The organism is Pseudomonas sp. K2I15 (genome assembly GCF_002204795.1).
In the GTDB taxonomy this organism is placed as follows: domain Bacteria; phylum Pseudomonadota; class Gammaproteobacteria; order Pseudomonadales; family Pseudomonadaceae; genus Aquipseudomonas.
The window spans coordinates 21,712-43,146 of record NZ_NIXO01000044.1 but is presented as its reverse complement, the minus strand read 5'-3'; the positions used below and the strand labels follow the sequence as shown (position 1 = coordinate 43,146).

General features: G+C 59.9%; 23 protein-coding genes. 7 read left to right on the top strand and 16 right to left on the bottom strand.

Annotated elements, in window-relative coordinates:
• Positions 1–1,000: 1,000 nt before the first annotated feature.
• The 4 genes from CEC48_RS22640 to CEC48_RS22625 all read right to left on the bottom strand — a co-directional run bounded on the left by CEC48_RS22640 (position 1,001) and on the right by CEC48_RS22625 (position 2,815).
• Positions 1,001–1,474 carry a hypothetical protein gene (locus CEC48_RS22640; protein WP_088425775.1) on the bottom strand — a complete coding sequence of 158 codons (474 nt, stop codon included), beginning with the start codon at positions 1,472–1,474 and terminating at the stop codon, positions 1,001–1,003.
• An 89-nt stretch (positions 1,475–1,563) separates the two neighbouring features.
• Positions 1,564–1,725 carry a polymorphic toxin type 24 domain-containing protein gene (locus CEC48_RS32260; protein ID WP_371917781.1) on the bottom strand — a complete coding sequence of 54 codons (162 nt, stop codon included), beginning with the start codon at positions 1,723–1,725 and terminating at the stop codon, positions 1,564–1,566.
• A gap of 68 nt (positions 1,726–1,793) precedes the next feature.
• Complete coding sequence (locus CEC48_RS22630) at positions 1,794–2,153, bottom strand: Hint domain-containing protein (protein WP_088425774.1); 360 nt, start codon at positions 2,151–2,153, stop codon at positions 1,794–1,796.
• 143 nt (positions 2,154–2,296) lie between these two features.
• Complete coding sequence (locus CEC48_RS22625; RefSeq protein WP_088425773.1) at positions 2,297–2,815, bottom strand: SgcJ/EcaC family oxidoreductase; 519 nt, start codon at positions 2,813–2,815, stop codon at positions 2,297–2,299.
• Positions 2,816–2,982: 167 nt separating this feature from the next.
• Here CEC48_RS22625 and CEC48_RS22620 point away from each other — a divergent pair, with 167 nt between their 5' ends.
• Genes CEC48_RS22620 through CEC48_RS22605 form a run of 4 tightly spaced genes read left to right on the top strand, consistent with a single transcriptional unit; the run spans position 2,983 to position 7,638 of the window.
• Positions 2,983–4,167 carry a sensor histidine kinase gene (locus CEC48_RS22620; RefSeq protein ID WP_088425772.1) on the top strand — a complete coding sequence of 395 codons (1,185 nt, stop codon included), beginning with the start codon at positions 2,983–2,985 and terminating at the stop codon, positions 4,165–4,167.
• Positions 4,164–4,817 (top strand): response regulator transcription factor, encoded by a 654-nt coding sequence (locus CEC48_RS22615; protein WP_088425771.1) that lies wholly within the window; start codon positions 4,164–4,166, stop codon positions 4,815–4,817. The genes CEC48_RS22620 and CEC48_RS22615 overlap by 4 nt, the downstream gene beginning before the upstream one ends.
• A complete protein-coding gene (locus tag CEC48_RS22610; RefSeq protein ID WP_088425770.1) occupies positions 4,814–7,132 on the top strand; it encodes an ATP-binding protein in 2,319 nt (772 codons plus the stop codon). The genes CEC48_RS22615 and CEC48_RS22610 overlap by 4 nt, the downstream gene beginning before the upstream one ends.
• On the top strand, positions 7,129–7,638 hold the full coding sequence (locus tag CEC48_RS22605) for a response regulator (RefSeq protein ID WP_088425769.1): 510 nt from the start codon (positions 7,129–7,131) through the stop codon (positions 7,636–7,638). Before CEC48_RS22610 ends, CEC48_RS22605 begins: the two co-directional genes overlap by 4 nt.
• Here CEC48_RS22605 and CEC48_RS22600 read toward each other — a convergent pair.
• From CEC48_RS22600 to CEC48_RS22585, 4 genes are all read right to left on the bottom strand, one after another.
• Positions 7,635–8,516, bottom strand: a complete 882-nt coding sequence (locus CEC48_RS22600) for an AraC family transcriptional regulator (protein WP_088425784.1) — start codon at positions 8,514–8,516, stop codon at positions 7,635–7,637. The genes CEC48_RS22605 and CEC48_RS22600 overlap by 4 nt on opposite strands.
• 52 nt (positions 8,517–8,568) lie before the next feature.
• Positions 8,569–9,537, bottom strand: coding sequence for an XdhC family protein (locus CEC48_RS22595; RefSeq protein ID WP_088425768.1), 969 nt, complete (start codon positions 9,535–9,537; stop codon positions 8,569–8,571).
• A gap of 301 nt (positions 9,538–9,838) precedes the next feature.
• On the bottom strand, positions 9,839–10,849 hold the full coding sequence (locus CEC48_RS22590) for an aldo/keto reductase (RefSeq protein ID WP_088425783.1): 1,011 nt from the start codon (positions 10,847–10,849) through the stop codon (positions 9,839–9,841).
• 107 nt (positions 10,850–10,956) lie between these two features.
• Positions 10,957–11,850: a LysR family transcriptional regulator gene (locus CEC48_RS22585; RefSeq protein WP_088425767.1), complete on the bottom strand. Its 894-nt coding sequence runs from the start codon at positions 11,848–11,850 to the stop codon at positions 10,957–10,959.
• Positions 11,851–11,983: 133 nt separating this feature from the next.
• Between CEC48_RS22585 and CEC48_RS22580 the strand changes: the two genes are divergently transcribed.
• The gene (locus CEC48_RS22580; RefSeq protein ID WP_088425782.1) at positions 11,984–12,757 is read left to right on the top strand and encodes a carboxymuconolactone decarboxylase family protein; all 774 of its coding nucleotides are present in this window, start codon (positions 11,984–11,986) and stop codon (positions 12,755–12,757) included.
• On the opposite strand, the gene CEC48_RS22575 is transcribed toward CEC48_RS22580, so the two are convergent.
• The 4 genes from CEC48_RS22575 to CEC48_RS32255 are packed head-to-tail and all read right to left on the bottom strand — an operon-like array spanning position 12,729 to position 15,982.
• Positions 12,729–12,920, bottom strand: a complete 192-nt coding sequence (locus CEC48_RS22575; protein ID WP_088425766.1) for a hypothetical protein — start codon at positions 12,918–12,920, stop codon at positions 12,729–12,731. The genes CEC48_RS22580 and CEC48_RS22575 overlap by 29 nt on opposite strands.
• 20 nt (positions 12,921–12,940) lie before the next feature.
• Positions 12,941–14,875, bottom strand: coding sequence for an FUSC family protein (locus CEC48_RS22570; protein WP_088425765.1), 1,935 nt, complete (start codon positions 14,873–14,875; stop codon positions 12,941–12,943).
• Entirely contained in the window at positions 14,875–15,783 is a 909-nt protein-coding gene (locus tag CEC48_RS22565) for an HlyD family secretion protein (RefSeq protein ID WP_088425764.1), read from the bottom strand. The genes CEC48_RS22570 and CEC48_RS22565 overlap by 1 nt, the downstream gene beginning before the upstream one ends.
• A 10-nt stretch (positions 15,784–15,793) precedes the next feature.
• The gene (locus CEC48_RS32255; RefSeq protein WP_088425781.1) at positions 15,794–15,982 is read right to left on the bottom strand and encodes a DUF1656 domain-containing protein; all 189 of its coding nucleotides are present in this window, start codon (positions 15,980–15,982) and stop codon (positions 15,794–15,796) included.
• Between the two features lie 127 nt (positions 15,983–16,109).
• Here CEC48_RS32255 and CEC48_RS22555 point away from each other — a divergent pair, with 127 nt between their 5' ends.
• Positions 16,110–16,904 carry a helix-turn-helix domain-containing protein gene (locus CEC48_RS22555; protein WP_088425763.1) on the top strand — a complete coding sequence of 265 codons (795 nt, stop codon included), beginning with the start codon at positions 16,110–16,112 and terminating at the stop codon, positions 16,902–16,904.
• Here CEC48_RS22555 and CEC48_RS22550 read toward each other — a convergent pair.
• Together CEC48_RS22550 and CEC48_RS22545 are read right to left on the bottom strand one after the other, a co-directional pair.
• On the bottom strand, positions 16,901–17,365 hold the full coding sequence (locus CEC48_RS22550; RefSeq protein ID WP_088425762.1) for a phage tail protein: 465 nt from the start codon (positions 17,363–17,365) through the stop codon (positions 16,901–16,903). The two genes, CEC48_RS22555 and CEC48_RS22550, sit on opposite strands and share 4 nt — an antisense overlap.
• A gap of 176 nt (positions 17,366–17,541) precedes the next feature.
• Positions 17,542–18,477, bottom strand: coding sequence for a LysR family transcriptional regulator (locus CEC48_RS22545; protein WP_088425761.1), 936 nt, complete (start codon positions 18,475–18,477; stop codon positions 17,542–17,544).
• A 110-nt stretch (positions 18,478–18,587) separates the two neighbouring features.
• Between CEC48_RS22545 and CEC48_RS22540 the strand changes: the two genes are divergently transcribed.
• On the top strand, positions 18,588–18,815 hold the full coding sequence (locus CEC48_RS22540) for a DUF2790 domain-containing protein (RefSeq protein WP_088425760.1): 228 nt from the start codon (positions 18,588–18,590) through the stop codon (positions 18,813–18,815).
• Here CEC48_RS22540 and CEC48_RS22535 read toward each other — a convergent pair.
• Both CEC48_RS22535 and CEC48_RS22530 read right to left on the bottom strand, forming a co-directional pair.
• Positions 18,812–20,059 (bottom strand): OprD family porin, encoded by a 1,248-nt coding sequence (locus CEC48_RS22535; RefSeq protein WP_088425759.1) that lies wholly within the window; start codon positions 20,057–20,059, stop codon positions 18,812–18,814. The two genes, CEC48_RS22540 and CEC48_RS22535, sit on opposite strands and share 4 nt — an antisense overlap.
• Positions 20,060–20,089: 30 nt before the next feature.
• Positions 20,090–21,424, bottom strand: a complete 1,335-nt coding sequence (locus tag CEC48_RS22530) for an MFS transporter (protein WP_088425758.1) — start codon at positions 21,422–21,424, stop codon at positions 20,090–20,092.
• Positions 21,425–21,435: the final 11 nt, after the last annotated feature.

Genomic DNA, 21,435 nt, shown 5'->3' with positions numbered 1-21,435 from the left:
GCGCTGATAGCTTACCGGCAACGTACCGAGCGCGAATTACATTGCCAAGGCCAGGGCAGCAAGGGAAGCGCTCAACGACCGAGATGCGCTCGCTGCTTCTCGCCAAGCCTTGGAGATGCTGAGCGAGAAAGTTTGGCGGTGGCTTGGAAGTCATGGCCAAGGCGTGTTGAATCTGATGTTGGCTGGCGTCGGTGCCGAGCCTGCGTTGAGAAATCTATGCGAAGCGTTGGTCAAGAAATTGGGAGATGCCCAGACCTTCCACCATGCGAACAGAGAGCCACTTCTTGCTGCGTATAGCCGCATTTTGGGTATTCCAGTCAATAATCTTGTCTGGACCTACCTGAACAAAGGCACTCATGAGGAGGCAGACCGCGATGACCTTGACGGGGAACTTGTCGAGGTCGTTGTCCAAACTCTTGAGGAGCTAGACCGCCTAGATCTGCGAGGCGGACGCTAGCATTCGTTGCGGCGCACGCTTGATCTCGGCTGGGAGTAATTGACTTCAACTATCGGGGCGAGTGCACAGGCACGCTCCTTTATCAATAGACTTCTCCCAACACAGATATTACGGCAAGCAGCGTAAGCAGCTAGCCGTAATATCTGTCGCTGAGCTATGACACACCGGACACCGAATGTGATTTGGTGTCCTACCAGGCGCTTAGTGCCCTGCCCTAGGCGACCAATCATCCAGGCATCCCCCGTGCAAGCCGAGTTTGACATACATTGAAAGCCATCGCCGACCACCCTGCTCCGCCTCAGAGATCGCCAATCTCGATCGCCCGCATATCCCGCGCTACTGGGGGCAAAACTGGGGGCACATTTGAATTTTTTCCGCCTGAAAACACCGTCCTAGAGCCAAGTCAAAATGTTTTTTGGGGATCCGGACAGTCTCTAGGCTGCGTAACCCACACAGGGACACGCGATCGCTCCCACACTAAAGCGTGGGAGCGATCAAACCGAAATTTCTCCCGTGCACGACTATGAATTAATTGTATAAAAGCTACTCTCTGACCTGCGAAAACGTAACCACTGGACCGTATTCCTGATCAGATATTATCGTTTGCACACAAAACTTCTTTTCTGGAAATTTACTCAGCAACACCATCCTCCATGACTGAGCAACAATCCTGCACAGCTGTTCATACACTGCTTCATCCACCCTGTCAGTGCAGCCGCCAAAAACGTCATACAGATGCATATGGTTCAAAAGTTTCTCAACCGCCACCACATCATTATTACAACTTTCCATCCAACTGGAGTACGCCTCAACAGTAAATCCATTTTCCAGAAATACACCCGACTCATGAAAAACAAAATCTGGAAACAAGACCTTGCAAAACATCAAGGCATCTTCAGGGTGTACAACATCACTGATATAAGACAACCCATCCAGCTCGGACTGATCCCCCCACTGGCTTTTCCAATGCTCGTACTTTGGAGAACTGACAGAATCTATACTATTAATTATTTTCATGGGATTTTCTCTGCGCTAACGCTCCGTGGAGCGTTTTTTGCTTGACGGTGACTGTACCCTGAGCGATCCATCTGGCAAATCGTTGCGACCTAGTCAATAGCTTGGGGCGTGGGGGCCCCTGCATGTGGCTTACCCGTCACATCGACACGTTTGATAATCATGCCCTTATCATCAAAAACAGCATAACTTGTTATGTTCCCTTTATTATCAGAACGATAAAGAGTTCCATTCGGAGGCCCGCCCTCCAGCATAAAAGGCCCACTAAATTTATCGGCTTTCTCTAGAGGCCCACCTTCTAGATTCTTGGCATTCCTTGGCACTACAGGCTTGCCATTGATATCGCAAAGACCCGTGTTGTGCACCCAGGAATCGGCTGATCAGTACGAATGTGCGTAGCCAAAATAGCGGCAGCGAACGGCTCCCCCCCTTTTTCCAACTTACTCCATACAATATCCCCCACACTGAGGGTATCAATGGCGCGGGGGCCCTGTGGGGTGGCAACCATGGTGCCTGCGGCGAAACAGCATGGCTTGACCGGTTTCGCAACAATGGGGCCATTTTCGAACCCATCGGCATCCTTCGACACACCATTACCGGTCTTCCCACCTTTCCCGACACCCGCAACAATCTTGGTCCCCCAGCCCTCGGTCAACAACAAAGCGCCCATGTTGCTGATCATGGCGGCTCTTTCGGCCACGCTGAGTTTGCGACCTGCCGCATCGTCCAGCCAGGAGGTCTTGTTCTCCCAGTCCTTGAGATCTGACGCGGCGCAAACGCAAAAAAATCCACACCCGCAGGGGCGTGGACTGTTTAAATCTGCGGTTACTGCTTGGCGTGTTTCACCTGCACTTCAGGCATCGCCGAGGAGTGGTGGTTGAGGATTTTCCACTGGCCACCAACCTGCTCGTAGACGAACGTGTAGCGTGCCTGCACGTGGCGGATCTTGCCGTTCGCCTCGGTCAGGGTAAACGTGTAGACCCCGCTGTCCATCGCCACGTCAGTGCCAAGCTGGCGGATCTCACGGTAGTTGATCTGGCCTACCGGCTTAAGCATCAGGAAGTGATCGAAGTAGTCCGTGATCTGCTCCGGCGTAGTACGCACCTGGTTGGACACGGTCGGCTGCAAGACCGCGCCCGGCGCATACAAGTCGACCACTGTCTTGACGTTGCCGGTCTGCAAGGCGCTGTTCCAACGGTCAAACAACCCGGCAATCTCGCGGTCTTTCACATTGGCAGGCGCCTGGGCCACCTCGCGGTAGACATACGGTGACGTCTCGGCAGCCTGCACGAAGGGGGCGCTCAAGGCGAAAATCACGGCGATCGACACGGTTTTGAAGTTCATTGGGATGCTCCTGTTGTGGGTGAGCACACTTTGCCAATCGCCTGCCCGCCCGCCATCGGCCAACCGGAGTTATTTAACTATGCCATTTGGCAGATGGCGCCCCACCCGCTCAACAAGGTTTAATAGTCTGCCTCGCGCCCGCGAGCCTGTGACACCGGAGCCCAAGCATGCAAAACACTCCACACGATCCCGGCAGTGCCCTGGCTATCCGCGCGCATTATCGACAATCCGAAAGTCGCACCGCGCGTTTGCGATTGTTGGTGGACACCGGGCAGGCGTTGCCGCAGCTGGCGCCTGACGCCATGCGCGAACGCGTGTTGGTGCGGGCATGCGCGTTCCTTGCGATGGATCACGGGCTGATTCAGGAGTGGGATGCCGAGGGATGCGCCACTATCACAGCACGCCATGGCAGCCAGGATCGACTGAGCAGCCTCACCGCCGTCGCCGATCGCCGCTTACGCACACCATGCTGGCTGGAGCTGCCGGGAAGCGCCCTGCCCAGTGTGTTGCAAGTGCCGCTGCGCGGCGGCGACGGCGATGCCTTTGGCGTACTGGTACTGGGCAACAGTGTCAGCCTGCGCGCGCCAGACCATGAAGACAGTGAATCCCTGCAATTGCTCGCCACGCTGCTGGCCGCGCATCTGGAAAACGACCGACTGCTGACCACCCTCAAAACCCGCGACAGGACGTTGTCCGAGCTGGTCGACCGGTTGCTGCGCGCCCAGGAAGACGAGCGCAAACGCGTGGCTTACGACCTGCACGACGGCCTGGCGCAAACCCTCGCCGGCTTGCATCAGCGCTTGCAAGGGTTCGCCGGCCGTTGCCCCGCGCTGCCAGGCACGTTGAACGCCGACCTGCAGGCGATTCTGACCCTGGCCCAACACTCGGTGGGTGAAGGCCGGCAATTGATCGCCGGCCTGCGCCCGACGGTGCTGGATGATTTCGGCTTGTTCAAGGCGCTCGACAAAGAGGCTGACCGCCTGCGAGAAGCCGCCGTCAGCGTGCAGTGGACCGCCGTCTACGAGGGGCGCTTGCCCAGTCAGGTAGAAATCGCCTTGTTCAGAATCGGCCAGGAAGCCATCAACAATATTCTCAAGCACGCGCAGGCCAGCCACGTGGAACTGGCCCTGGCACTGCACGACGGCCAGGCTTCGCTGCGGGTGAACGACAACGGCAAAGGCTTTGCGCTCGACCAGCAACTCGACACCCAGGCTACCCAGCACCTGGGCCTCGCCACCATGCACGAGCGCGCCAGCCTGCTGGGCGGCCACTTCACCTGTGCCAGCGAGGTCGAGTGCGGCACCCAACTGCACGCCCGCGTGCCGGCGCACCTGAATGGAATACCTCAATGAGCCAACTCTTGCGTCTGGTGCTGGCCGACGATCATGAAGTCACGCGCACCGGGTTTGTCGCGTTGCTGGCGGGTCACCCGCAATTCGAAGTGGTCGGCCAGGCGCGTGATGGCCAGCAAGCGGTGGCGCTGTGCGAACAGTTGCTGCCCGACATCGTCATTCTCGATATTCGTATGCCGGTGCTCAATGGCCTGGGCGCCGCCCGCCTGCTGCAACAGCGCCTGCCGGCCGTCAAAGTGGTGATTTTCACCATGGATGACAGCCCCGACCATCTGGAAGCCGCGATGAATGCCGGGGCGGTGGGCTACCTGCTCAAAGACGCCAGCCGTAACGAGGTGATCGACGCCTTGCAAAGGGTCGCCGCCGGTGAAGAAGCGCTCAACAGTGCGGTGAGCGCTCGCCTGCTGCGGCGCATGACCGAGCGCAACGCCAATGGCGCGGCGGCAACGGAAAACCTGACTCCACGGGAGCGTCAGGTGCTCGGGCTGGTCGCGAACGGGATGAGCAACCGGGAAATCGGTGAACACCTGGGGATTACCACCGGCACCGCTAAAGCCCACGTCGAACGGGTGATCGGCAAGCTCGGTGCAGCCGATCGCACCCAGGCCGCGGTGCGAGGTATCGCGCTGGGCCTGGTGACCCAGGCATGAGGGTGTTCTACGCCAGGCGATGGGCCGACCTGCCCCTGCGCGGCAAGGCGCTGGTGGTGATTTCACTGCCACTGGTGGTGCTGTTGTTGTCCCTGGTACTGATCTACATCACCGAACGGCAGACCGCCCGCGCGGAAGAGGACGTGCGCCGAGTGCTGCGCGTGCAAGGCGATATCCGCGCCGTGCACACGCTGCTGGCCGAAGCCGCCGCCAGCGTGCGCGGCTACCTGCTGACCCGCCGTGACGATTTCCTGCCGGGGTACCTCAACGCCAAGCCGCAGATTGAGTCAGCCCTGCGCCGCCTCGACCGTAATGTTCGCGATCAACGGGTGCGCGAACAGCTCGCGTCGATCACGCCGCTGATCAACAGCAAAATCGATGGGCTGGAGGACATGCTCAACGACCCGACGACAAGCTCTGAGTCGATTACCAGCATTCTGGTCAGCAACAAACACATCCTGGATGCCTTGCGTCAGCACATCGGCACCATGCTCACCCTTGAAGACTCGTTGCTCGCAGAGCGCACGAAGGCCGCGGCCGAGACGCGCCAGCGGCTGCTGCTGTCCACCTGGCTGGCGGCCATCTGCGGGCTGTTTGGCGCAATCGTAGCGGTGCTGTTTCTGTCCAAGGGCATTGTTGCCCGGGTGCAGCAAGTGCAAGGCAACGCGCAACGCCTGGCCCTCGGGCAACCGCTGCGGCCGCAGCCGCCGGAAAATGACGAAATCGGCCAACTGGGCACGCGGTTGGTGGAGGCCGGTTTGCTGCTGGCCGAGCGCGAGCGCGCCTTGCGCGAGAATGAAGAGCGCTTGCGGCTGATCATCGATGGGGTCAAGGACTACGGGATCTTTGCCCTCGATATTGCGGGCCATGTCACCAGCTGGAACGCCGGCGCAGAACGGATCAAGGGCTACACCGAACAGGAAATCATCGGCCAGCATTTTTCGGTGTTCTACCTGCCGCAGGAATGCCCGCAACACCCGGCCATGGCGCTGGATGAAGCCACTCGCAACGGGCATTACATGGAAGAAGGCTGGCGCCTGCGCCAGGACGGCACGCGCTTCTGGGCCAGCGTGGTGATTACCGCGCAGTACGACAGTACCGGCGCTTTGCGTGGTTTTTCGAAGATCACACGCGACATCACCGACCGCCGCGCGGCGGAGATTGCGCTGGGCACCGCCCGCGAGGAAGCCGAACGTGCCAGCCGGGCCAAGAGCGAGTTTCTCTCACGCATGAGCCACGAACTGCGCACCCCGCTCAACTCGATCCTGGGCTTTGCGCAACTGCTGGACCTGGATTCGGCGGTGGGGCAAAAAGCGCAAGTCGGTCACATCCTGCGCGCTGGCCAACACCTGCTGACGCTGATCAACGAAGTGTTGGACATTGCCAAGATCGAGGCGGGACGCTTGCCGTTGAGCATCGAACCGATCCCGTTGGCGGGTGCGCTGCAAGAAGCCCTGGCGCTGGTCTCACCCATGGCCGCCGACGCGGGCATCCAGTTGCAGGCGCTGCCCACGCTGGCGGCGGATATCGGCATCGTTGCCGATCGACAGCGCCTGACCCAGGTGCTGCTGAACCTGCTGTCCAATGCCATTAAGTACAACCGGCCTCAGGGCCAGGTGAGCATTGAAGTCAAGGTCGAGGGGCAACGCATCGGCGTGTCCGTCTGCGATACCGGCAAGGGCATCGCCGCCGATCAGATCGGGCAGCTGTTCAAGCCGTTCGAGCGCCTGGGGGCCGACCCGAACGTCGAAGGTAGCGGCCTGGGCCTGGCACTGAGCAAAAGCCTGCTGGAAAAGATGAATGGCGAACTGAGCGTGCACAGCCAACACGGCATCGGTTCACGCTTCACCCTGGAACTGCCCTTCGTGCGCGTACAGACGCCCAGCGACCTGGCCGCTGCCGTGATCGATACCACGCCGGTGCGCCCTGCCCCAGCGATCCAGGGCAAGGTGTTGTATATCGAAGACAACCTCTCCAGCCTGGCGCTGATCGAAACCTTGTTGCACCGCAGGCCGGGAATAAAGCTGCTGTCCAGCATGCAAGGCCAACTGGGCCTGGACCTGGCCGCACAGCATGCGCCCCGGTTGATTTTACTGGACGTGTCACTGCCGGACATCGACGGCCTCACCGTGCTGAAGCGCTTGCGCCGGTCTGCGATCACCCGGCACACACCGGTGCTGATGATCACCGCCGATACCAGCGAACTCACCCGCCAGGCCCTGCATGACGCGGGCGCGACGGCCCTATTGAATAAGCCGATTAACGTCCCCGCGTTTCTTGCCCACCTCGACCAGTACTTTCCGGAGCTCGCGTGAACCTCGACCTGCGCATTCTGATCATCGACGACCAACGCCCGAATCTCGATTTGGTGGAGCAATTGCTGGCGCGCGAAGGGCTGAGCAACGTGCTGAGCAGCACTGAGCCATTGCGCACACTTGAGCTGTTCAACAGTTTCGAACCGGACTTGGTGATTCTTGACCTGCACATGCCCGAGCTCGACGGCTTTGCCGTGCTGGAACAACTTAACCGGCGCATCCCCAATGGCGAATACCTGCCGATCCTCGTGCTGACCGCCGATGCCACCCGCGACACCCGCCTGCGCGCCCTGGCGCTCGGCGCCAGGGACTTCATCAGCAAGCCCCTGGATGCGCTGGAAACCATGCTGCGGGTGTGGAACCTGCTGGAAACCCGCGTGCTTTACAAAACCTTGCGCACGCTGGTTCCGGCAGATCAGATTGAGTTGTTGCAGCGGCGCGGTTCTACGGACGGTACCGGGAACACCAACCCGGCGACGGCCCCTTCCATGATCCGACGCTGCTAGACGCGGATTCGCTTGATGTCGCGTTGCGGTGGCTCGCCAAACAGACGGCTGTATTCACGACTGAACTGCGACGAGCTTTCATACCCCACCATGCCACCGGCACTGCTTGCATCCACGCCCTGGCTGAGCATCAACTGCCGTGCAGTTTGCAGCCGCAGTTGCTTCTGGTACTGCAACGGACTCATGCCCGTCAAGGCGCGAAAATGCTGGCGAAACGTCGACGGGCTCATATGGGCGTGGGCAGCCAGGTCATCCATGCGCAGTGCCTGGCGATAGTTTAGTTTCAGCCAGGCAACGGTCCTGGCAATGTGCTGGCTGGGCGACCCGGCTGCGATCACATGCAGCAACTGTGGGCCGTGGGCACCGCTCAACAGTCGCGCAATCAGTTCTTCCTTGATCAGCGGGGCCAGGGTTTCAAGCAATTGCGGCTCACCAAGCAGGTCCACCAGGCGCCGCACGGTATCCAGCACACCGGGGTCCAGGGATTGTACGGTCACCGCTCGAAATTCATCCTCCCGCATGCGATGGGACAGCTTCATGCGGTCAGCTACTTGCATCACGGTGGCGTTGTCCAGCGCCAACATAATCCCCAGGAACGGTTGGGCCGCACTCGCCTGGCTGACCTGTGAAATGACCGGCAGATCAACGCTGGTGACCATGGACTGGCCGGGCCCGTAGGTCAGCACTTCACTGCCGACCAATACCCGCTTGCAACCTTGCAAGGTGACGCCAATGCCCAGGCCGTAAATACAGTGCATGGGTGCCGTGATGTCGGGGCGCCGGTACAGGTTCAGGCCAGGCAATGCTCCAATCCTGTCGTCATCGCTGCCCAATACCAGGTCAACCGCGCCCGCAAGGCGGCTGACGGCGCAAGCCATCGGTTCTTTCATGAGCACAGGTTGAACATTTGATTCCTTGATCAGCACAGGTCTAGAGTTGGTCACGAACGACTCCGTTGCTTAAGCGAACAATATCCGCCATGACTGCGAGGGCAATCTCGGCTGGGGTCTTGCTCCCTAAGTTAAGTCCAATCGGGGCATGAATGCGTTCGAGCATCTGCGGCGCCAGCGCGCCAATGCGCTTGACCCGCTCAAGACGCTTTTCGCTGGTCCGTCTGGAGCCCATGGCGCCGATGTAAAACGCGCGGGTCCTCACGGCCTCCAGCAACGTCAGGTCGTCCATTCGCGGGTCGTGGGTCAACGCCACAATCGCCGTGCCGTCATGGCATCCGCCTTGGGCAATGAACGTGGCCGGAAACACCTTGAGTACTTCCACCCCAGCCATGCTGAAGGCGGCGGTCAACTCGGCGCGCGGGTCGCATACGATCACCTCATAGCCCAAGGCAACCGCGAAACCGGCGCAGAACTCGGCCACCGGGGACAGGCCGGCGATCAACAATCGTTGGGCGGCACCCATACGAATCCGCACCTGATCGGCTTCAACGACGACCGGCGCAGCGACACCCGCATCGCTCTGATTATGTCGGGCATTCGTTCCAAGCGTGATATGCCGCACCACGCGCTGGCGTCCTTGCAGCGCGCCCAACAGTACTGCGAAGTGCGCTTTCGCTGCGCAATCGGGCTCGAACTTTTCGACCAGTACGTCGAGTACGCCGCCACACGGCAGCTCCAGTGACGGTGCAAGCCCGCCCTCACCGTAACGCACGACATGGTTGTGCTCGACGAACTCATGGCGCCCCAACCGTTCAAGGAAGTCTTCCTCTACACAGCCTCCCGAGAGTGAACCGCAGAACTCGCCTGTCGACAGGGCTGCCAATAGAGACCCGGGCCCTCGCGGTGCCGAACCAAACGTTGCAAGCACCGTGCACAGCCAAACGCAGCGATCTTGTTCGAGCCACGTCGTGGCTTGCTGGATAACTTGGAGATCAAGGTTTTTCATGAAATGCGAACCGGCCCGGCCTTCCTCCGATGAGTTTCCCAGCGTGATCGGCATGCCTTTACGGGCCGGCACCGTGGGTTGAGGTGCAGGCCCGTTGAGCGCGGCCTCACGATTGAATGGAGTATGTGGAGTTAGCCGGTAGAGGCGATTGCCTGATCAAGGGAATTTATTGCCTATTTCAACAGACGTCGGAAAATAGGCTTGCATGTGACAAATTGTTTCTGGCCTAGGCAGTTCTAAAGCAGTCGTCGAAGCCTCACTAAAAACGAAACAGGGCCGGCAGCGCTTGCCTTGTGCCGGTTCAGCCCACTTTGCGCCCTTCAACCGGGTAGCCCGGGTCAGTAAAACCATGGGTCGATGCATGGCCCGGCACCACCAGGCTGTCGACCCGTTTTTCGTCATCCGGCCCCAGTTCCAACCCCAGGGCATCCATATAGCTGTCCCAATGCGCCTCGGTACGAGGGCCTGCGATCGCCGCGCTGACCAGTCGATTTTTCAGTACCCAAGCAATGGCAAAGGCAACTGAAGTAGTGCCCCGATCGCTCGCATGCCGGGCGATGGCCTGCGCGATCTTCAAAGACTCGGGGCGCCATTCTGTCTGCTGGATACGCTTGTCACCACGCCCTGCCCTTGTATCAGCCGGTGGCGGCGCATCCACAGGGTATTTACCGCTGAGCACGCCACGCGCGAGCGGGCTGTAGGGGACAACCCCAATGCCGTAATTGCCTGCAACGGGCAGTTGCTCGACCTCGGCGATACGATTGACGATGTTGTACAACGGTTGGCTGACGGTCGGCCGCTGGATGCCCAACGAATCAGCGATGCGAACCATCTCGGCGATTTTCCAGCCGTGGAAATTGGAAACCCCGTAATAGCGAATCTTGCCCTGGCGAATCAGGTCGTCGATTGCGCGCAGGCCCTCTTCCATTGGCGCGTCACTCAAGGTGCGGTGAAAATACAGGACGTCGATATAGTCGCTGCCCAGGCGTTTCAGGCTGGCCTCGACATTCTGCATGATCCATTTGCGCGACTGCCCCTGTTGATTCGGCCCCGCATCGGCAGACGACGGGTAACCGAACTTGGTTGCTACGACCCAGTTATCCCGTTGGGCGGCAATGGAGCGGCCGACCACCTCTTCGGAACGCCCGGCGTGATAAGCATCAGCGGTGTCGATAAAGTTGATGCCGGCGGCACCCGCCTTGTCGATGATGCGCTGACTGGTCGCCTCATCGGTCTCGCCACCGAACATCATGGCGCCCAGGCACAACGGCGATACTTTCAGGGCGCTGCGGCCCAGGTAACGGTAATTCATCATTAACCCTCAAAGGCGTTGAAAAGATGAATTGATCCTAGCCCCATTCGGATTGGTGATTAAGGTGCAAAAAAAGGATACGGCCATGAGGCTGATTCATGAATGATTTACGCCTTGTAGCGCAGCGCATCCACTACCAGCGCAAGTGCCCGCGATGACTGCCGCCGGCTGGGGTAATAGATGTGCAGGCCCGCAAAGGTTGGAAACCACGCCTCCAGCACCCAACAAAGGCGGCCGGCTGCAACGTGCTCTTTAACCAGGTCTTCAGGTAGATAAGCCACGCCGCATCCATCCAGCGCAGCCGCGAGCATCGGGTAGGTGCCATTGAAGGTCAGTTGGCCCTGCACTCGAACCTGTAGCTCACGCTTACCGTTGGCGAGTTCCCATGGGTAGCAACCGCCATGGGTGGGGAGCCTCAGGTTGATGCAGTTGTGCGCGGCCAGATCGTCCGGCCCCTGCGGCGCCGGGTGCGCTTGCAGATACGCAGGTGAGGCGACCATCGCCATGCGCAGGTCGGGGCCGATTCGAACCGCAATCATGTCCTGGGCAACCTGGTTCCCCAGGCGCACGCCAATGTCATACCGCTCGGCAACGATATCGGTCAGGCCATAGTCGGTGGTGATTTCAACCTTGATGTCTGGATAGCGCGGCATGAACGGCGCCAGGCGCGGCCACAGCACCGCGTTTGCAGCGTAATCGGTGGCTGATATGCGCACGGTGCCGCGAGGCGAGTCACGTAGCTCGACCACCTCGGCAAGGTCGGCTTCGATCTCTTCGAAGCGCGGCGCCAGCTTGTTGAACAGCTGCTCTCCCGCCTCGGTAGGCGCCACGCTTCGAGTGGTCCGCGTCAGTAAGCGCACGCCAAGTCGGGCTTCCAGCGCGCGGATGGTATGACTCAGAGCCGACTGCGAAACACCGAGCTGAGCGGCGGCACGGGTAAAGCTGCGCTCCCGCGCGACCGCCACAAATGCCAACAAGTCGCCATAACCTTCGCGCGCCATTGATGCACCTCATTCATACAGTGATTGATGAGCTTGGCTCATGACGCCATGCAGGTTATGCCTCTTAATCAATGGATGCCAGTTGCCTACCATGGGCCAGACCAACGAAACCTGTGACCACATGGAGTGCTCGATGAAACTGTTCACCGCTACTACCTTTGCCACCCTCCTCTTCGCCGCCGCCGTGGACGCCGATCAAAGCCAGCCGCGCCCTGATCCGAAGCCGTCCCCCGACGTGCTGGAAGCCACCCCGCAGCTCTACACCTACACCACCGAACTGCTGTTCGGCGAAGTGTGGAAACGTGCAGAGCTGATACCGCGAGATCGCAGCCTGATCACCTTGTCTGCTCTGATCGCCAGCGGCCAGATCCCGCAACTTGCCGGGCACATCAAACTGGGGCTCGACAATGGCCTCAAGCCCAGTGAGATAAGCGCATTGATTACCCATTTGGCGTTCTACTCCGGCTGGCCAAACGCGATGTCTGCGGCGGGTGTCGCCAAACAGATATTCAGCGAGAGAAATATTCCAGCTGATCAGATTTCGCCACCCGCGGGCGCTCCTCTGACACTTGATCCCGACAGTGAAGTCAAACGCCGAGCCGCCGTCGAGGCCGGGGTTGGTGGCGTAGCACCGGACCTGGCCCGCTACACCAATGACGTGTTGTTCGGCGACCTCTGGCGGCAAAGCAATCTCAGTGCCCGTGACCGCAGCCTGGTCACTGTCGCCGCGCTGATTGCCCAAGGCCAGGCGGCGCAGCTCCCGTTCCACCTCAACCGCGCCATGGACAACGGCCTGAGCCAAGCCCAGGCCGGCGAAGTGGTGACGCATCTGGCGTTCTACGTGGGCTGGCCGAAGGCGATGTCGGCGGTACCGGTGCTCAAGGAAGTTTTCGCTTCGCGCCGGTGAGGCCAAAACCACGGTCACGCACCGGGCGTTCAATAAACTTTTTTTGCTCTTGTTTGAATTGCTGATGCCAACGCTCTAACGCTTCAGCCCCATCCGATGCCTGTACCGCTAATGAAACAGACAAGATCATGCCGCAAAGCGTCCAAATAAGGAGTTGCTTCATTTCATAGTTCCTTCGTTGTTTTAACTAAAACGTGTGGGGATATCGGCGCCTGCATACTTCTGGAGCAGCCCCGCCAAATCCTGGTAACACGCCGCCAGGTCATGAGCGCCAAGCCGGGTTAATGACCTCGACGTTCGACGGGCCTGGGCCGCGCTGATCGCTGAATGGGAGGCATACCTGGAAATACGCCGATCGCCCCTTTGCACGCACTTGGCGATCGATGAGTCAGGTTGCAGGTCACGGGTTTTGCGTTGCAGCCAAATCAACTGTCGACTCAATTGAAGGGACACCGAGCCTGCCTGGCCAGCCTGCTGGTTATCGGCGCCCAACAGAGCCTGCAAGGCAACCAATCGGTGCTGTTGCTTTGCCTGCCACTTGAGGAGGTCCATACGGTGCCCATGACGAAGTAACCGTTGTGTGTCCTTGTGCAGCGCTGTCCTCAGCACGTGGAGGTGGCTGCCGGATTTCCCCGGCAGCAACTGGAAGGCCAACAGGCAGATGGCAAGCGCCGCCAGCCAGGCGAGCGCCTGATTGGCGAGGTCGCTGAAGTCGTATTGGGCCGTCCCGCCCGTACTGACGAGCGTGTTAAAGGCAATCAGGTAGGCGATGCCTTGAAAGGCATGCCGCGGTCGGGTCGTGGCATGAATCCCGACGGTCCAAAACGCAATCAGCGCGACCGTAAGCAGCGCGAACCCGCTGATGTGGGGTAACAGCAGAAACTTGCACGCCGCTGCCGCCACTATTCCGTAGAGGGTTCCCTTGAAAAAGCGGGCAAGGCCTTGAGCAGGTACCGCGCTAGTGGCTACTAAGGTGCAGCACGGCCCTAATACCGCCAGCAACGTTGGCCCCTGATCCCAGGCTGTCAGGTACCAGACGGCACCGGTTGCCAGCGTTGCTAGAAGGGCTCGCAGGCCGTTACGCAGTGCATCGCCGTAGTGTCGGTGAAAACTCACGGCGCGGGCCGGCGTTCGGGGGGCGCGCTCAAGGCAGGCAAAGCTCAGCAAGCCACTGGCCAGGTCTGCCAGTTGTTCATTCAAGCGCTGTTGGCTTGCAGTGCAATCAGGATTTTGCGCGAGGCTGCGTTGCATCTCCCGGACACGATCGGCCGCCACGCAAAAGCCAGGGATTGATTCGGCCAACTGTTGCAGCTCCGTACCGATTGGAGCGAGCGCAGGCAAAACACACCGATCGGTCACGCACTCGTCCAGCACCACCGCGTGCAAATACGCAAGCCCCGCCTGCAGGGTCGCAATCCTTGCGCGGATCAGCAATGACTCACCTCGGCCAATCCCGAGAAGCTCGTCCACCTTGCTGATATCGATGGCGAGCCGGTCCGGCGCAATAGCCGGCTCCGTGCTGTGTTCCCCGTTAAACCGCGTAGCCAGCAACCGCAGGGTGCGGGAGCCGATGTCCCGAAGCGCCGTGTTCAGTGTGTGCTCGACGGTCTTGTAACTGAACAACGTGGCCACAAGGCTCAGGCTCAACACCCCAAGTACAACCGCCGTACCCCGCCCGACAATATGATCAAAACTTTGCTGCGGGGCGACGATGGCGGGGCCGAGGGCAAGGCAAACGGTGTAGCCGGCGACGACTGCCGCCGTGGCGTGGTAGTGCCGAAGCACGGTCATGGCGCCGACACAGAGGCCGAGCCACACCCCTACGCCGAGGATGAACAGCAGCATTTTCTGGGCGAACAGCCCGGTCAGGACCAATGCGACGGCCAGCCCCAGCATTGTTCCCAGCACCCGATTGTATCCCTTGCCGACCACCGCGCCCTGTAGCGGATGGATCAGCAACAACACGGTCGAAGCCGCCGAGAACGGTGCATCCAGGTGTAGTTGGAACCCCAGCCACAGGGCCAATGAGGCCGCCGCGAGACTGCGCAGCACGTAGCCCGCTGTACCCGGTGTCCATGATCCGGGCAGTGCGACCAGCATTCGCAATGCGCGGGCCATCACATGAACTCCTGGAGCCACTGCGTCAGCCTCCAATGCGGCTCGGCCCCCGCCTCGGCGACCTCGATGCTGGCGGTCATCCCCGCCGCCAGCTCCACCCCCTGCGGCACCTTGTCGAGCTCAATCCGTACGGGCACACGCTGGGCCAGGCGTATCCAGCTGAAGGTTGGCGCCACTTGAGGCAAACCACTGTTACTGCGCAGCTCGTTGCCGTCGGCAATGCCTCTACCAATACTCGCGACATGCCCTTCGAGCAGCGGTGAAAAACCCATGAGCTTGATTGACGCCGTAGCCCCAACCCGAACGCCGGCCAGCTTGGTCTCTTCGAAGTAACCGGTGACCCAGAAGCTATGGCTATCGACCACAAAGATATTGGTCTCGCCCGCCGCCGCGTAGTCACCCGGCTGAAGCCGCAACTGGGTCACATACCCGTCGACCGGTGAACGAATCGTCGTGCGGTCCAGATCGAGCCGTGCATGGGCCAACTGGCTCAGGGCCGCATCCAGCCGCGCCCTGGCCACCGCCAGGTCCCGGGCCGCGTTGTCGGTCTCCTCCCGCGCAATGGCATCGCCTAGTTGGTTGCGGCGTTTGAGCTGTGCGCTGCGCTGTTCGAAGACACTGCGCGCCTCGGCAAGCTCCGCCGTTCGCTGTTGCTGGGCAAGCAGATAGGTGCTCCGGTCGATCTGATACAGCAAAGCGCCCTTGGCGACCCACTGGTTGTCGCCCACGAGCAGTTGCTCAACCTGCCCATTTACCTCGGGGGCAATACGGATAACTTGCGCACTGACACGCCCGTCTCGCGTCCAGGGCGCCAGCTCATAGGCGCGCCACAACTGCGTACAGAACAGCAGTGCAGTCAGGCCGAGCGCTAGGGTCACGAGGGTCTTGAGGATGTGATTGATGGTCATTGCGCCGCCCTCAACACTTCAGGACCAAAACCGAGAGAACAATCAGCGACACAAAGAAGCGCGCCATGCTCGGGTGCCAGGTCCAATCAAGCCAGCGCCGCATGACACGCTCCAGCAGCCCGTACACCAGGGCTGAAACACCCAGGTAGAGCAAAAAGGGAGGCATGTAGAGGTGGGCAATCGTGATTTCGCTCAGCATGGGTTGAATCTCGCAGTCGGCAATCACCTTGATGGCCTTGATACGATGGTAGGAAATGCCAGATGATGCCGATATTGAGTATGCTGCCAAGATATAATCAAATTCGGACAATCGCGGGTGGCCCAGCATGGACGAGACGAATCTCTACGCGGTTGATCAATTCGAACTGGATAGCTTCGACCAGCCCGCCGTCGCGCTGATGCTGGGGAGCCAGCGAAACGACACCGAATTCCCCGTGCACTCGCACCGCAAAGGCCAACTGGTGGTGGCTTATCACGGGGGCATCGTGTGCACCGTAGAGGATGGCGTATGGATGGTGCCATCGGGCTTCGGCGTTTGGATTCCAGGCGGTATTGCCCACAGCAACCGGGTGACCGCCAACGGCAAGATCGGGTATCTGTTTGTAGAGCCCGGCGTAGCCGCTTTACCGCAGAAATGCTGCACGCTGGTGCTGTCGCCACTGGTGCTGGAGTTGATCCTGCATCTGAGCGCACAGGCTCAGAACTACCCGCCTGCGTCTGCCAATGCACGTTTGGCGAGCGTGCTCCTTGAACAGCTGGAACTGGCCCCCTCGGAACAGTTGTACCTGCCGCTTCCCGCCACAACGCAGCTGCGTTTCATCGCGCGTGGCTTGGCCCAGGACCCGTCAAATCGGTGCACCATGGCCCAGTGGGCAAGTCAGGTGGCCATGAGCGAGCGGTCCCTGGCGCGCCTGGTCAAGAGTGAAACAGGGCTCACATTTGGCCAATGGCGCAAGCAATGGCAAATCATCGTGGCCTTGCAGAGCCTGGCGGAGGGCGAGTCGGTGCAACGAACCGCCGAGGCGCTCGGGTACGAGTCGGTCAGTTCGTTCATCAGTATGTTTCGCAAGACCCTGGGCTCGTCGCCGGCGCGCTACATCCGCAGTACTGCAACGCGTTAGCCGCCACCGATAACAATCATCTGCTCATGGGCAATTTCGAGCGTATCCACCGCCACCTCATTACCATCAGACTTGAGGTCAGCACCGGTGATCTTGGTCGGCCAGGCATTATTCAACTGCCACTGCATCGTCACGTTGCCGGCCTCGTCCAGCAACTTGACCAACACCGTGCGGCGCGCAATGGTGTTCATCTTTATTTCGTCCATCCACTGCCAGAACGCGTTGTCGTTAGTGAATACGCCACGCTTCATGGTCACGTTACTGTACTTGGCGATGCCCGGCATCTTGATGGTTGAAAGCGGCGCGCTGGTGCTGTTCCGGTATTCAATGACCTGCACGTCCTTTTCCATGCCGGACACTTCCTGGAAGGCAATGCCTGTCAATTGAGTCCCGAAATCCACTTCGAACCGGAACTTCGGCATTGGCCATGTCGAGCCTTGATTGCTTGCATCGTCACTCATGAACAATCCCTTTGAATTTGACTAAAGCCGAGTTTCCGACAATGTTTTGTAAGTCAAAGGTATAGCCTTTCTCCAACAGCCAAGCGAGAACTTCATAATATTCCATGAGTGATGCAACCGACCTTGGGAAGCGGCCAAATATAGCGGCTTAGATAGTAGAGGATAAAATTGTTTTTTCAGCCGCATGCCCAGTACCCAGGCGTTTCCACTTCTGCAACATGTTCAGCCAACAACACCGGCAATTGCGCCTGCAAAAACGCCACCCACGTACGCACCTTGGCATCCAGAAACCGCCTCGATGGATACACCGCAAAGATGCTGCGCTCTCGCAACCGATAACCTGGCAACAGCCTAACCAGCGAACCTTCGCGCAACGCCGCGGCTGCGCTGAAAAACGGCAACAGGCTGATGCCCATCCCCTCCTGCGTTGCCTTGACCATCGCATCGGCTACGTTGGTCCTGAAGGTATCACCTGACGCAATCGCAACCTCACCCTCCTCGCCCTTGAACAGCCAGGCATCCTCCTGGAAGTCCTGAAGATGCAAACGTCGATGCTGCATCAACTGCTGCGGATGCTCGGGCACACCGTACCTGGCCAAATACCCGGGCGCCGCACAAGGCACACTGAACAGCTGCCCCACCGTCTGACTCACCAGCGCCGAATCCGGCAAGGAATGGGCGATGGAAATCACCACGTCGTGGCCTTCTTCGAGCGGATCGGGGTTGTGCTGTGACAGGGTCAATTCCATGGACACGTCCGGGAATTGCTCGCTGTAACGGGCAATCAGCGGCGTGATCAGCACCCCCAGGCCACTCATGCAATGCACCCGCAAACGCCCACGCGGGTTGAGGTGCGCGCCACTGGCCTCCGCCGTGGCTTCCCTCACGTCCTCAAGGATGTCGCGACAGCGCAACAGGAACCGCTCGCCGGAATCGGTAAGGCTCAGGCGCCGGGTGGTGCGCTGCAACAATCGGGTCTCCAGGTGTTTTTCCAGGTCGGAAACCAACCGCGACACCTGCGCCCCGGACACTTCCAGTGCCTCGGCCGCAGCGGCAAAGCTGCCCGTGTCGACAACCCGGGCGAACACCTGCATGCCATTGAGCACATCCATCAGCGCTGCCCCTTGATTGCTACCTGATACGTACGAGTCATTCACCTGTTCCTGTCTTTATCCCGGCGGGGCAATCACTAAAATGAACCCTACTCACAGAGGGACTCATCATGAACATCAAATGCCTCAGCCTGATCCTGCTCTTCACTGCGACCGGCGCCCTGGCGGCCGGCAGCAATGACCGCAGCCCCGCGCCGGATATCCAGCGCATCGTTTCAATCACACCCGTGCCCGGCAGTTGCCAGGTGGAACCGGCGACAATGGTTTACCTCGACAGCCAGGGCGCCAGCCATACCGTCAACTACCAGGTCATGGGTACGTGCCAGGGCGGCGTTTAAAGCAGCTTCCAGGTGTAACTGAGGATCAGCCGGTTCTCGTCGATATCACTGCGGTAGTTTGAACGGGCCATGACGTTGCGCACACGAATGCCCAGGCCGCTCAACGTGCCACTTTGCACCACGTAGCCGATATCCAGGTCACGCTCGCGGTCACGGCCTTCGTAGCCTGCGCCAATGGTCACGTTATTACCGGTGATGTAGCGCACGGTGGTGGTCAGCCCCGGAATGCCCAGCGCCACGAAGTCGTAGTCGTACCGTGCTTGCCAGGAGCGTTCGTCGGTGTAGGCGAACTCGTAGGTGGGCACCTCGTTGCCCAGCGGCGAGATGTTGGCGAAGACCCGTGGGAACGCGTTGTCGCCGTACATGGCTTGGTAACCGACGTAGAAGATATGGCCGCCATGCTTGGCCGACAGCAGCGAGAAAAACGCCTGGTTGTCGATCTTGCCGAGCAATTTGTCGCCGTCTTCCCGCGCGTCGTAGTAACCCAGGTTGGCGCCGAGCACCCAGTCGCCCATCGGCTGGCTATGCTTGAGGCCGACAAAGTCCTGGCGGTAGATGTCTTTAAGTTGGCCATGCCAGTAGCTGACGCTGGTGCGGTTGGTGTTGAAGGCGTAGTCGCCGCCGACGTAGTTGAACGCATCACTTTCTGCGCCGCGCTGCGGCACGTGGCCGAGCATGGCGATCATCTTCTCGTCGCCGGCTTCGTTGCGCAGGCTGGTGGTGGTCAAGTGCCCGGCCTGTACCGTCAGCCCCGCGATTTCGCCGGAGCTGACACTCACACCCTGATAGCTCGGCGGCAGCAAGCGAATATCGCTGAACGCCAGCACCGGCAGGTTGGGTTGCAACTCGCCTACCTTCAGTTCGGTCTTGGAGAACCTGGCCTTGAAGGTCAGGCCCAAACGGCTGTAATCATCCGGGGCGCTGCCATCGCCCTTGACCGGCAGCAAGCCGGTATTGGTGCGGTCCGGGCTGCTGTCGAGCTTGAGGCCCAGGGTGCCCAGTGCGTCCAAACCAAAACCGACGGGCCCAGGCGTATAGCCGGATTTGTAGGTGAGGATAAACCCCTGGCCCCACTCCTCTGCCTTCGACTGCTTGTTGGCCCCGACGATGTCCGAGAAGTCGCGGCTGAAGTAGTAATTGCGGGCCTGCAAGGTAGCCGTGGAGTCTGCGAAAAAACCGCCCTCAGCCGCGGTCGCCGCAAGGGGCATGCCCAACAAGGACAGCCAGATACGTTGTGTTTTCATGTCGTTGCTCTTGGTTATTGTTATCGACAGTTATTGCGCCGCGGCAGCGATCACCTCTGGCCGGCCTCGACGCTCATTCAGCGCATACACGGTCATCGCCAGCACCGCGACAGCCCCGGGAATGGCAAAGGCCATGAAGTTCAGGTGCAGGGGCAGTTCAATTCCCATCAGTGCACCCCCCAGCAGCGGACCGACGATGGCGCCGGTGCGGCCAATGCCGGAAGCCCAGCCCAGGCCGGTGGCTCGAATGTTCAAGCCATAGAGTTGCGCGGCACCGGCGTACAGCAGGATCTGCGTGCCGATGGTGGTAGCGCCCGCAAAAAAGATCAGCAGGTACAGGACCGGCATCGGGCTCTTGATCCCCAGCAGGCTGATGGACACCAGCGCGGCGATGAAGAACCCGATCACCACCTTCACCAGGTTAAGCCGATCACACAGCCAACCGCCGACAAGCGCTCCGGCAATGCCGCCAAAATTCAGCGCCAACAGGAAGGACAGACTCGATCCCAGGCTGTAACCGGCACCGGCCATCAGCTTGGGCAGCCAGGAACTCAGGGCGTAGACCATCAACAGGCAACAGAAAAACGCGACCCAGATTGCCGCCGTCCTCAAGGCCAGGCCATGACGAAACAACTCCAACACCGAGGCGCCTTTGCCTTTTCCGACGCTGATGTGCAGTTCGTCTTCCGGGTTGATCGGGGTCTCCGGCGACAGGCGCTGGAGCAACTGACGGGCCTGTTCTTTTCGGCCCTGACGGATAAGAAACCCAATGGATTCGGGCAGCCAATACACAATCAACGGCATCAGCAACAGCGGGATAGCCGCCGCGAAGAACATGGACGGCCAGCCAAAACGCGGCAGCATGAAAATCCCCACGCCGGCCGAGAGCATGCCGCCCAGCGAGTAACCACCAAACATCACCGCCATCAGGATGCTGCGCATTTTCTTCGGCGCATATTCCGTAATCAGCGCGGCCGCGTTGGGCATCAGCCCGCCACAGCCCAGCCCGGCAATAAATCGGCAGATACCAAATTCAGTCGGGTTGCTGGCAAAGCCATTAATCACGGTGGCGACGCTGAACAACGCAAAGCAGATGGCGATGCCTTTGCGCCGACCGAACTTGTCCGCCAGGCTGCCGAAGATCAGCGCCCCGAACATCATGCCAAACAGGGCGTAACTGCCCAGCGCGCCGGCCTGTAAGGGTGTCAGCCCCCATTCCTGCATGATCGACGGCAAGACCACGCCGTAGATGAACAAGTCATACCCGTCAAAGACCAACAGCAAGGCACACAGGCTGACAACCAACCAGTGGAAACGGTTAAAACGGGCGTTATCGATAATCGAATTGACGTCATGGGTACGCATGGCAATGCTCT